Here is an 11,899-nt window from a genome sequence, read left to right as displayed (position 1 = left end):
CACGCTCTCTGTCCCCCTGTTGCGAGGAAAGCATCCATGACGTGGAGCGACACCACCATCACCTCACAGCGCCTGGCGCTGCGCCCCTTCACTGCCGCCGATGCCGATGAGGCCTTTGCCTGCATCACGCCCACGTTGACGCGCTACCTGTCGTTCGAGCCGCCATCGGCGCCTGCCGATTTCGAGGCGGTCTGGCGCGGATGGCTGCGGGAGATCGCAGCCGGCACGGACTTCAACTTCACGCTGCGCGAGCGCGCGTCAGGCCGATTCACCGGCCTGCTGGGCCTGCACCGCGCGCGCGATGCCGAGCCCGAACTCGGCATATGGATACGCGAGGACGCGCATGGCCAGGGCCATGGCCGCGAGGCCGTTGCCGCCCTGGCCGCCTGGGCCGCGGAAACCTTCGCCCCGCAGTCCTTCAGCTACCCGGTGGCCGAGGCCAACACGGCCAGCCGGCGCATCGCCGAAGGATTGGGCGGGGTCGTCGTGGAGCAGCAGCAGCGGCCCAAGTACGCGGCCGTCATCTACCGCATTCCCGCGCGCAAGCCGCACCCATGAAAAACGGCCCCCTCAGGGGCCGTTCATCGTTCAGCCGGCCATGATCACACGGCGGCAATGGACACGGCCTTGGAGACCAGGTAGGCCTCCAGCGCCTCGGGGCCGCCTTCGGAGCCGTAGCCCGAGTCCTTGATGCCGCCGAACGGCATCTCGGCCGAGGCCACGGCCGGCTGGTTGATCCACAGCATGCCGGCCTCGACCTGCTGCGCCAGCTGGTGAGCGGTCTTGATGGAGCGCGTGAACGCATAGGCCGCCAGCCCGTAGGACAGGCGGTTGGCCTCGGCAATGGCCTCGCCCAGATCGTCAAAGCCGCGGATGGCGGCCACGGGGCCGAAGGGCTCCTGGTTGAAGATCTCGGCGCTCAACGGCACGTCGCCCAGCACCGTGGGAGCGAAGAAGTTGCCCGCGCCGCCCAGCGAGGCACCGCCCGTGAGCAGCTTGGCGCCCTGCTTTTGCGCATCCTCGATCAGATGGGACAAGGCCGTGACGCGGCGCGGATTGGCCAGCGGGCCCATCTGCGTGCCCTGTGCCAGGCCATCGCCGACCTTGAGGCCTTCGGCATGGGCGACCATGGCGCGCGTGAATTCCTCGCGCACGCTGTTGTGCACCAGAAAGCGCGTGGGCGAGATGCAGACCTGGCCCGCGTTGCGGAACTTGGACGCGCCTGCGGCCTTCACGGCCAGGGCCACGTCGGCATCCTCGGCCACGATGACCGGCGCGTGGCCGCCCAGCTCCATGGTCGAGCGCTTCATGTGCTGGCCGGCCAGCGCCGCCAGCTGCTTGCCCACTGCGGTAGAGCCGGTGAACGTGACCTTGCGGATCACGGGATGGGCGATCAGGTAGGAGGAAATCTGCGCCGGATCACCGAACACCAGGCCCACCACGCCGGCCGGCACGCCCGCATCGACAAAGCACTTGAACAGGGCGGCGGGCGCAGCCGGCGTTTCCTCGGGCGCCTTGCACAGGAAGGAGCAGCCCGTGGCCAGCGCCGCGCCGATCTTGCGCACGATCTGGTTGACGGGGAAGTTCCAGGGCGTGAAGGCAGCCACGGGGCCCACGGGCTCCTTGATCACCAGCTGCTGCACCTCGGGGCGGCGCGAGGGCACGATGCGGCCGTACACGCGCAGCGCCTCGTCGGCAAACCATTCGATGATGCCCACGCCGGCCAGGATTTCGCCCTTGGCCTCGGCCACGGGCTTGCCCTGCTCCTGCGTCAGCAGGGCGGCGATCTCGTCGGCGCGGTCCTTGAGCAGGGCTGCGGCACGGCGCATGGCCGCGCCGCGCTCATGGGCGGAGACATTGCGCCAGACCTCGAAGCCGCGCTGCGCTGCGGCCAGCGCACGGTCCAGGTCGGCCACGTCGGCGTGGGCCACATGGCCGATGACCTCGCCGCTGGCCGGGTTGCGCACGGGAATCTTCGTGCCGCTGGCGGCGTCCTGCCATTGGCCGTCGATCAGGAGTTGGGTGTCGGAGTAGGAATGGCTCATGCTGGATCAGATCCTTGGTAGATGACAGGGGGCAGATGTGTGGGGCAGGCACGGCGCTCGCAGTGTCCGCACCCGGCTGCCGCTGCAGCGCAGCGACCATTCTAGGAAGCGCCGGACGGCGGTGCCGTCACCGGGCTGTCACGCACACAACACCTAAAATGCCCGGGTTTCGCAATATCCACCAATCCGTTGAGAGGGAGCTCATGACCGATCTTTTCGACACCACTGCGCGCAGGGGCTTGCGCAGCGTCGCGCTGGCGCTCGCCCTGGCCGGCAGCCTGGGGCTGGCCTGGGGGCAGGAATCTGCCTACCCCGCCATGAGCGTGGACCACCATGTCCAGCCTCTGAACTCCCCTCGGGAATTTCTGGCATCTCGCAGCTTGGCCGCCCCTTCCGAGGTCACACCACTGCGCGTGGAACTGGGCGCATGGAAGGAGTACCACGCCGCATCGGCCCCGCAGGACGGCGCCATGCAGGTGGGCGCGCAGCGACTGAGCACACAGACGGCCACGACCGACGCGCTGGCCTCGCAGTTGCAATGGCACTCCACGGCCTCGGGCGGCCTGGTGGCCGCTGTCAGCCTGCGTTCGGAAGGCGCCTACGGCATCCGCATGGGCGTCGAGATGCAGCAACTGCCAGGCAGTGCGCTGCTGCGCGTCTATGCGCGTGACCATCGTGCGGGCGCCTACGAGATCGCCGGCCAGCGCGTGCTGCAGGGTCTGCAGGCCAATCTGGAGGCGGGAGACAAAACCACCGATGGTCGCACCTGGTGGACGCCGGACACTGGCGGTGACGAGGTGACGCTGGAGATCGAACTGCCACCCGGCATTCCCGCCGACGCGCTGCGCATCGCCATCCCGCGCGTGATGCATATCCACGAGAACCTTTCGCTTCCGCTGGAAAGCGAAATGCAGTTCTCGGCCCAGCTCAACGAGTCCCTGTCCTGCAATCTGGACTCCACCTGCTACGACAACTACAGCACACAACGCAATGCCGTAGCACGCATGCTCTATGTGAAGAACGGTGCGGGCTATTTGTGCACGGGTACGCTGCTCAATGACAAGGCCGCTTCCGGCACGCCTTACTTCATTACGGCCAACCATTGCATCAGCAGCCAGACAGTGGCTTCCACCCTGGAAACCTCCTGGTTCTATCGCACGCCCTCCTGCAACAGTCGCACGTTGTCATCCGCAAACAGGGTGCTGCGAAACGGTGCCACCTTGCTCTATGCGACGGCGGACTACGATTCCACACTGCTGCGCCTCAACGATGCGCCCCCAGCCGGTGCGGTGTTTGCAGGCTGGACCAGCCAGACAGTGGCTGGTGGCACCAGCATGGTGGGCATCCACCATCCCCGAGGCGATCTGCAGAAAATCAGTTTCGGCACAGTCTCCAGATCAGTCTCATGCGAGCCTTCCAGCGAAGGGATGATGAAATGCGCCAATGTCAGCGGTGGCTTCAACCTGGTGAACTGGGATCAAGGGCTGACGCAAGGAGGCAGCAGCGGCTCGGGCATGTTCGTGGAAGGACGTTTGGCCGGGGTCCTCTATGGCGGCGACGACCAGACTTGCCCTGCCTCTGGCGGCATGTCCATCTATGGACGCTTCGATCTGCTGTTTCCCAATGTTCAGAAATGGCTTGCAGCAGACCCGATTACCGGCACCTCCCAGACACGTACCCCCGTCTATCGCTTCTTCAATCGGGTCACCGGTGCGCATTTCTATACAGCCAATGCACAAGAGCGCGATCAGGTGATTGCAACCTATCCGGCCTTCCAGTATGAAAACGTGGCCTTCTATGCATCCACCCAAATGCAACAAGGGCTGGATCCCGTATTCCGCTTCTTCAATAGAAATACAAGCGCGCATTTCTTCACCATCGACGCCTTCGAGCGCAACCAGGTGAAGATCTACTATCCCGGCTTCATCGATGAAGGCATCGCCTGGTATGCCGCCACAACTGCAGTCAATGGAACAGTTCCCATATTCCGCTTCTTCAACGAGCAGACTGGTGCGCACTTCTACACCATCAACATTGCAGAGCGGGATCAGGTGATCACCAAGTATCCCTTCTTCAAATATGAGGGTGTGGGCTACTACGTCTGGAAAACCCAGTAAGCACGCGCACTGCACCTGCTGCAGTGCCTCCCCAAGAAGAAGGCCCCGCACTGCGGGGCCTTCTTCTTGGGCAACAGCCCTCACCCCACCAGCACCAGCCCCGGCGGCAGGCTATCCCCAAAGCTGCGCTTCGCATCCTGGGCGTCCATCTGCTGGACCTGTTCCACCAGGTCGATCCAGCGCTGCGGTGCACCGGCGCCGCGCAACCGCTCCAGCACCAGGGCGCGCTGGGCATCGGGCAGGTCCAGCGCACGGTCGCCCGTCATGCGGGCCATCTGAACGGCGGCGAACATGGCGGTTTCATTGCGGCGCCAGTCCTGGGCCAGGGTGGCGTCGAGGAACTCCTGCGCGGCCTCGGGCGGCATGACGCGGTGGGCGTTGGCGGCCAGCGGCATGCGCGCGGCCAGCCGGCCTATGGCCCACCAGGTCTGCACGGATTCACCAGGGTGCTTCAGCCGCTGCAGCATCCACTGGCCCATTTCCTGGCGGTACTGCCAGGGCACGGCCTCCATGGCGGCGAACAGGCGCAGCATGTCGTCGTAGCTGCCATGGGCGGACTTGCCCTGGCTGCGCTGCGTGGACTGCTGCACGGCCTTTTGCATGTGGCCGGCAACCTCTTCCAGCAGCTCCATCTGCCGGGCCTCGTCCAGGCCCGCGGCCACGCGGCGCCAGAACACCCACCATTCGGTGCGGTTGGCCGCCTCACCGCCATGGCCCAGGCCCTGGCCATGCAGTTGCCAGACCTGCTGCATGCGCCAGCCGTCCAGCTCGGCGCCCACGCCGGGTCGCAGGCACCAGCCTGCCAGGTTCAGCCAGACGCGCTCGTGCTCGGCCGTGCGGCGGCGGCGCCTGGCGCGGGCCAGCAGGGCGTCGAACAGTGCGCGCAGCAGCGGCAGGTCCCAGTCCTCGCGCGGGCCCAGCCGTCGCTCCAGCGACTGGCGCAGCTGGCGGACCTCCTTGGCCGTCACCTCCTGGGCCTGGCTGCCGAAGATGCGCTCGATCAGGGCCACGGCGTCCGCCAGCCGGCCCTGCCGGGCAGAACGATCGCCGGTGTCCTGCGCATCTGCGGCCAGCGCACCACGCACGCTGAACGGCAGCAGCCACTGGCGCTGCGCATCGTCGGCGGCCACGCAGCGCACCTCCAGCGTGCCGACCTCGGTCATGCAGGCCTGCAGTTGCACTTCGACCTGGGCCTTGTCCCGGCCTTCGGGCGCGGGCAGCACGGTGGACAGGGCGGGCAGCTCGACCCAGCCCTCGCCGTCGAGCGCCGCGATACGGCCGGCCTGCGCAGGCGCCGCCGCCAGGCTGTTGGCCACCAGCGAAAAGCGCACGGCCTGGCCCAGGCGCAACGCAAAGCGCCGGCCGGAGAGCACGATGCGCACGCCCTCCTCCGTGCCGCGCGGCAGCAGGCAGATGCCCTGTGGTGCGGCACCCGCCTTCTCGGGCAGGACCAGCCAGTAGCTGCGCGGCGAGCCACCGCCGATGCGCGGTACCGGGGCGGGCACAGTCCGGGCATCTTCCGATTCCGGCAGATCCTCAGACGGACGGCTCTGGACATGCATGGCCAGGCCATGCGCCGCTGCGCCGCGTGCAACGGCCCAGTCGGGATGCGGGTTGTGCAGCAGGCGCAGCGGCTGGCCGCGCCAGGCCTGCAGCTGCGCCACCAGCCGCTGGGCCAGCGCATGGGCGTGGAAGACGCCGCCATTGAGCAGGACCGCATCGGGCAACTCCCCAGCCGCGTGCTGCGCGAGGAACTGCGCCAGGTGCCGTGTGATCGCCGCATCGGCAGGATAGGGTAGCCCCAGGCCGCGCAAAGCGCCCTGGCGCCGGGTGGGCAGATCCTGCAGGCCGGCCAGCGGCATGAAGCCTTCGACCACGGCCTCGCGCACCTCGTCGCGGCGCAGCGTGGCCGTGCGCGTCTGCGCCAGCAGCTTCGATCCGCCGCCCAGCAGGGTCACGGCCACGGACTCGGGCGCATCGTCGGCCAGCAACTGTTCCTTGGCCATGCGGCAGCGCTGCACCAGTTGGGCGAAGCGTGCGGCGGGCAGACGCTCGCCGGGCGGGGCGAACTGCGGCTCCAGCCGATGGGCCAGCGCCAGGTCCATGTTGTCGCCGCCCAGCATCAGGTGCTCGCCCACGGCCGTGCGTGTCAGCACGGGCAGGCCTCCAGCTTCAGCGGGCTGCACGCGGATCAGGGTCAGGTCGGTAGTGCCGCCGCCCACATCCACCACCAGCACCAGGCGGCAGTGCGCCAGCTCGGCCGCCAGATGCTTGCCCTGCAGCACCAGCCAGTCGTGGAAGGCGGCCTTGGGTTCCTCCAGCAATTGCACCGCAGGCAGGCCGGCCAGCTGCGCGGCCTCCAGCGTCAGTGCGCGCGCGCCTTCGTCGAATGAGGCCGGCACGGTCAGCACGACCAGTTGGTCCCGCAGCGGCGCGCCGGGGTGCGTGCGGTCCCAGGCCTGCCGGACATGGTCCAGGTAGCTGGCCGAGGCCTGCAGCGGAGACAGCCGGGCCACCTCTTCGGGCGCGCCCCAGGGCAGGATGGCCGCCGTGCGGTCCACGCCCGCATGCGAGAGCCAGCTCTTGGCACTGGCCACCAGGCGCGACGGCACGGCCGCGCCCAGGTCACGCGCCCAGCGGCCATTGACGGCGGGCGCTTGCGCATCGGCGCCCAGTGCCACCCAGGGCTGCTGCCAGGCATCGCCCAGTTCGCCGGGCGCCGCCTGGTAGCGCGCCGAGGGCAGCAGCACCTGGGCCGCCACCTCGCTGGCCGAGACGCGCTGCGCCACGGGCAGCAAGGCGATGTCGGCCGCCGTGCCGCCCACGGGCACATGCGCCACCACGGTGTGGCTGGTGCCAAGGTCGATGCCCACGATGTGGGCGGCGTCGGGAGCGAAGGGGGTGGCGGAGGCGGGGGCGGCAGTATCAGGCATATCGGCAGTCATACAAGGCACGGTGCGCGGCCCGGACCGGGCCTGCCGCCGGGGCGGGCTACGCTACATCGGCCCGCACGTCGAACTCCACCTTCCAGCGTTCTTCGCCACCCACGGGCACAGCGTTGAGCTCCAGCGTGCCGATGTCGGTCACGCGTGCATGCAGGGTGACGGGCACGATCTCGCCGGGCGCACGGCCTTCGGCGGGCAGGTGGGCCTCGATTTCCTGCAGCTCGACCAGTTCCTCGGGTCCCCAGAAGTCCAGCACGGTGCCGACCTGGTCGGCGCGGCGCACGGAGGAACCGAAAAAGCGCAGGCGCACGGGCTCGCCCACAACCAGGCCGAATTCCTGGGTGTCCAGCGCCACCTCGGTGCCCTCTTCCATGCCGAAGGGCGCCAGGCACAGGGCCGAGATGGGCGGCTCCATGCCGGGGATGGCGGGCATGTTGCTTTCCACGCCCACGTAATAGCTCTGCGCCGTGCCGCCACGGATGCGCACGCCACGGCCCGCAGCCGCCACATGGCCGAAGTAGGCGGCGCCGCGCGCCACGGCCAGGTCGAGGTTGGCGCCGTCCAGCAGGCGCGCGGGTTGCGCGCCTTCGCCGGCCAGCCAGCCGTTGACGACTTCCAGGATGCGCTGCTCGATCTGCGGCGCCTTGAGCACGCCGCCGTTGAACAGAATGGCCGAGGGATGCAGGAAGGACGCGCCCTCGGGCTGCGTGCCCTGGAGGCCTTCGATCTGCTCGGTGGCGCCGGCCTGGCGCGAGAGGAAGGCCGCCAGGTGGCGCGTGACGGCCGCGTCCTGCGCATACGGCAGGCCCAGCTGGGTCAGCGCGGCGCGCGCGCGGGTCTGGGGCTTGTCGGAGACGGCTGCGCGCGGGAAGAAGCCTTCCACCAGCATCTGCAGCACCTCGTCACGCGTGACCTCGGTGCGGATGCTGCCGCCGATGAGCTTGCTGCCCCGGCTGGGCACGACCACGGGCACGGACTGCAGCGAGGCGTCGGCCAGCAGTTGCTCCTTGGCCTGGCGGCAGCCATGGGCCAGGGCGCGGGTCTGCCAGGCGTCGAGCTGCTTGCCCTCCTGGGCCAGCTTGCGGGCCACGCCGTAGGCCAGGGCCAGGTCCATGTTGTCGCCGCCCAGCAGGATGTGCTCGCCCACGGCCACGCGCTGCAGCTCCAGGCCGCCGTCCTTTTCCAGCACGGCGATCAGCGACAGGTCGGTGGTGCCGCCGCCCACGTCCACGACGAGGATGATCTCGCCGCTTTGTACCTGCTTGCGCCACTGGCCGCCGCTGGCCTGGATCCAGCTGTACAGCGCAGCCTGGGGTTCCTCCAGCAGCGTGAGCCTCTGGAAGCCCGCGGCGCGGCAGGCCTCGGCCGTCAGCTCGCGCGCGGCCGGGTCGAACGATGCGGGAATGGTCACCGTCACATCCTGGGCATCGAACGGCGCCTCGGGATGGGCCTGTTCCCAGGCCCAGCGCAGGTGCGACAGGTAGCGGATGGAGGCGGTCAGCGGCGAGACGCGGTGCACCTCTTCGGGCGCATCGGCCGGCAGCAGGGGCGAGCGGCGGTCCACGCCCGGATGGCACAGCCAGCTCTTGGCGCTGGAGACCAGCCGTATCGGCGTGGCCGCGCCGCGCGATCGCGCGAACTCGCCCACCACGAAGTCCTGGCTGGCGCCCCAGGGCAGGGCCATGTCGGCCGCAGTCAGCTCGCTTTCATGCGGCAGGTAGAGGAAGGATGGCAGCAGCGGGCGTGCCTCCACGCTGGAGGGGCCGGTGAGCTGGGGAATGTCCAGCACGCCCTGCTCCACCTTCTCGCCATCGCTGGCCTGGCGGTCCACATAGGAGAGCGCGCAATGCGTGGTGCCCAGGTCGATGCCGATGCTGTAGCGCGCCTGGGAGGATTGAAGGGACTGGTCCATGCTCACAGCTCCACCTCGGCCTGGGCCACGATGGCGGCAGCCTTGTGATCGGTGAGCTGGGGCAGGCGGACATCGTCCACGCGCCAGCCACGGTGGCCCAGCGTGCCCGTGAAGGGTGCCTGGCCGACCACGTTGCCCGTCAGGCGCACGGCGGCGGCATCAAAGCCTGCGGCCAGCGTGACGCGGCTGCCTTCGGCCTCCGTCCGCACGGGGGCGATGCTGAAATGCTCACGCAGCACCTTGCGGCAGCCTTCGTGCACCACTCGGGCGGCGGCGCCGATCTCGGCGTCGGCGTAGCCGGCCACGTCTTCCTGCACGAAGTCCACGAAGCGCGCCTCGCGCTGCAGCAGGCCCAGCAGCTGCAGGGCGGCGGTGCCAGCGGGTGCGGCCGGCTCCACGACGGTCTTTTCGACGATCTTCTCGACCGGCACCTCGACACGCCTTTCAACCACTTTCTCGACCACCTTTTCGACAGGCACCTCGACGCGGACCTCGACGATCCGGTCCACGGGCACCTCCACGCGCACCTCCTTGGGTGCGGGCGGCGGCACGTCAGCGGCCAGCGGCTCGCCGTCGCGCAGCCGGGACACATCGGCGGCCAGGCGGCCGTTGCCGAGGATGGCGAAGAAACTGCCGATCGCGATGGCGATGCGGCTCAGGAACGAGGGGGGAGTCTTGGAATTCATGGGCTTCTCTTGGCGAGAGGACCCTGCCGGGCCGATCGCCGCGCAGCAGGGCAACCGGGCGCCGATGGTCCTCCACCGGGCGCCCGCAGGGTCCGTGATGTTACCCAAAGCAACGAAGCCCCGTCCTGTACACGGCCCCATGCCCCCGTGCGCAAATGGCCTCGCGGCATAATCGCGGCTGCTCCTGCCCCTGTCCATGGCCCCTACACGCCTTTTCCGCCACGCCCCGACCCGCTGCACCGCCTTGCGCGCGCAGCGGCCGCAGCGCGTGCACGGCGTGCCCACGGCCTTCATCAGCCTGTGCGGCTTCACGGCCCTGCTTTCCGCCGCCGTGCGGAAAGCCTGAGGTCCACCCCCAGCTTCCCGCACGGCCCCCGCAGCGAATCCCGCATGCGAAGCGCATGCCAGGAGCTGCCGGCCCACGCCCCGCACCTCCCTGGCCTGCACGCCCTTTCGGCCGCGCCGCCGCATGGCGCAGCCGCCTTGACCCCGGAGCCGATGATGGACATGGAACTCTCCCAAAACTTTCTGCGTGCCAAAAGCCCCTGCGCGGCGGGCTTTCGCTGGTTTGTGCGCAACCGCCATGACGGCAACGACTACCAGCGCGTGCTCGACGCCCTGGTGGGCGATGGCCGCGTCGAGGATGCGCGCTGGCTCATGAACCAGTTCGGCCCCACCGATGCCGTGCTGGAGGTCGATCACCTGGAGGCCGATGCCCTGGTCTTCGCGGGCAGCGTCGTCGTGCATGGCGAGCTGCGCGTGCCCGGCCTGCTGGCCGTGGGCCGCACGCTGCAGGCCGGCGCCGGCATCCACGCGGGCCGCATCGAGGCCGGCCAGGACCTGCACAGCGGCGGCGCCATCTTCTGCAGCGGCCCGCTGCAGGCCGGCGGCCTGGTCAAGGCCGCCTGGAGCGTGGACGTGCACGAGGAACTGCGCGCCGAGGACGTGCGCGCCGGCTGGGAGCTGCGCTGCGGCGCCGACCTGCGCCTGGGCGGAGGGGCACAGGCCGGCCAGGACATCGAGGTGCAGGGCGCCATCCGCTGCGGCAAGGGCCTGCGCGCGGGCGGCAGCATCCGCGCCAGCGGCCTGATCGAGCTGGGCCATGGCCTGTACGCTGGCGCCGACGTGGAAGGCGGCAGCCACATCGAGGTGGACTGGGGCATGCGTGCGCTGGGCGACATCCGTGCGGCCTGCAGCATCCGCGCGGGCGAGACCCTGCATGCCGAAGGCGAGATCGCGGCCGGCCCCGGCTACGGCATCTATGCGGGCATGAACGTGCAGCAGGATGCCTGGCCGTCCTGTGCCTGGGTGCATGCGGCGCAGCGCCCTCCCGCCCTCCTCAGCGGCTGGTGGGAAGAGGCCGCGGCACCGGCCTGATGCCCGCAGGGACACGCCGGCCTGCGCCCCCGCAGCGCAGCGCCGCGATGCAAAATACCCGCTTCGCCGCCGCCCGGGCGGCTCCAAGGAATCCCACATCGTGTTCACCGGCATCATCCAGGCCGTGGCAAGCATTGCCGCGCTGCGCGACCAGAACGGCCTGCGCACCTTCACCCTCGACTTTCCCGAAGGCTTCTGCCAGGACCTGGCCATCGGCGCCAGCGTCTCCACCGACGGCGTGTGCCTGACGGTGACGGAGATCCTCTCGCCCACGCGCGCCACGTTCGACGTGATGCTGCAAAGCCTGAACATCACCACGCTGGGCGGCTATGCCGTGGGCGGGCGCGTCAATGTGGAACGCGCGGCAAAGGATGGCGCCGAGATCGGCGGCCATCCGCTGTCGGGCCACGTGGACTTCACCTCGCCCGTGCTGGAAGTAGCCTCCAGCGACACCAACCACCGCATCCGCTTCGGCATTCCCGAGGGCTTTCGCCACTACGTGTTCGCCAAGGGCTACATCGCCATCAACGGCGCCAGCCTCACGGTGTCCGAGGTGGACCGCCAGGCCGGCTGGTTCGAGGTCTGGCTGATCCCCGAGACGCGCCGCATGACCGTGTTCGAGTCCAAGGGCGTGGGCGACCTGCTCAATGTGGAGATCGACCGCAGCACCCAGGTCGTGGTGGACACGGTGCGCGAGACCGTGCAGCAAAGCCTGGGCCGCCTGCAGCCCGTGCTCGAGGCCCTGCTGAAAGAAAAGGGCCTGAGCCTGGACGACTTCATCGACGTCCCCAAGCTGCCCGGCTGACTGCCTTCGTCG

At 69.3% G+C, this 11,899-nt stretch carries 9 protein-coding genes; 5 read left to right on the top strand and 4 right to left on the bottom strand.

Annotated elements, in window-relative coordinates:
• The first annotated feature begins 36 nt into the window (after positions 1–36).
• A complete protein-coding gene (locus AAN986_RS04530) occupies positions 37–558 on the top strand; it encodes a GNAT family N-acetyltransferase (RefSeq protein WP_047218881.1) in 522 nt (173 codons plus the stop codon).
• A 44-nt stretch (positions 559–602) separates the two neighbouring features.
• Here the strand turns inward: AAN986_RS04530 and AAN986_RS04525 are convergent, their stop codons facing one another.
• Positions 603–2,045: an NAD-dependent succinate-semialdehyde dehydrogenase gene (locus AAN986_RS04525; protein ID WP_349335581.1), complete on the bottom strand. Its 1,443-nt coding sequence runs from the start codon at positions 2,043–2,045 to the stop codon at positions 603–605.
• A gap of 203 nt (positions 2,046–2,248) precedes the next feature.
• Here AAN986_RS04525 and AAN986_RS04520 point away from each other — a divergent pair, with 203 nt between their 5' ends.
• On the top strand, positions 2,249–4,162 hold the full coding sequence (locus tag AAN986_RS04520; RefSeq protein ID WP_047218883.1) for a trypsin-like peptidase domain-containing protein: 1,914 nt from the start codon (positions 2,249–2,251) through the stop codon (positions 4,160–4,162).
• Positions 4,163–4,242: 80 nt separating this feature from the next.
• On the opposite strand, the gene AAN986_RS04515 is transcribed toward AAN986_RS04520, so the two are convergent.
• From AAN986_RS04515 to AAN986_RS04505, 3 genes are read right to left on the bottom strand one after another with little or no spacing between them, the layout of a single operon-like run.
• Positions 4,243–7,095 carry an Hsp70 family protein gene (locus AAN986_RS04515; protein WP_206424542.1) on the bottom strand — a complete coding sequence of 951 codons (2,853 nt, stop codon included), beginning with the start codon at positions 7,093–7,095 and terminating at the stop codon, positions 4,243–4,245.
• 58 nt (positions 7,096–7,153) lie between these two features.
• Positions 7,154–9,019 (bottom strand): Hsp70 family protein, encoded by a 1,866-nt coding sequence (locus AAN986_RS04510; RefSeq protein WP_047218885.1) that lies wholly within the window; start codon positions 9,017–9,019, stop codon positions 7,154–7,156.
• 2 nt (positions 9,020–9,021) lie between these two features.
• Positions 9,022–9,705, bottom strand: a complete 684-nt coding sequence (locus AAN986_RS04505) for a DUF2760 domain-containing protein (protein ID WP_047218886.1) — start codon at positions 9,703–9,705, stop codon at positions 9,022–9,024.
• Positions 9,706–9,901: 196 nt separating this feature from the next.
• Here AAN986_RS04505 and AAN986_RS04500 point away from each other — a divergent pair, with 196 nt between their 5' ends.
• From AAN986_RS04500 to AAN986_RS04490, 3 genes are all read left to right on the top strand, one after another.
• The gene (locus AAN986_RS04500; RefSeq protein ID WP_164474686.1) at positions 9,902–10,051 is read left to right on the top strand and encodes a hypothetical protein; all 150 of its coding nucleotides are present in this window, start codon (positions 9,902–9,904) and stop codon (positions 10,049–10,051) included.
• 155 nt (positions 10,052–10,206) lie between these two features.
• A complete protein-coding gene (locus AAN986_RS04495) occupies positions 10,207–11,082 on the top strand; it encodes a hypothetical protein (protein ID WP_043823815.1) in 876 nt (291 codons plus the stop codon).
• A gap of 100 nt (positions 11,083–11,182) precedes the next feature.
• On the top strand, positions 11,183–11,887 hold the full coding sequence (locus tag AAN986_RS04490; RefSeq protein ID WP_012207520.1) for a riboflavin synthase: 705 nt from the start codon (positions 11,183–11,185) through the stop codon (positions 11,885–11,887).
• The last annotated feature ends 12 nt before the right edge of the window (positions 11,888–11,899 follow it).

Origin of the sequence: Delftia sp. DS1230, assembly GCF_040112715.1 — a bacterium.
Taxonomy (GTDB): domain Bacteria; phylum Pseudomonadota; class Gammaproteobacteria; order Burkholderiales; family Burkholderiaceae_C; genus Comamonas; species Comamonas tsuruhatensis.
This window is presented reverse-complemented; position numbering and strand designations above follow the sequence as displayed.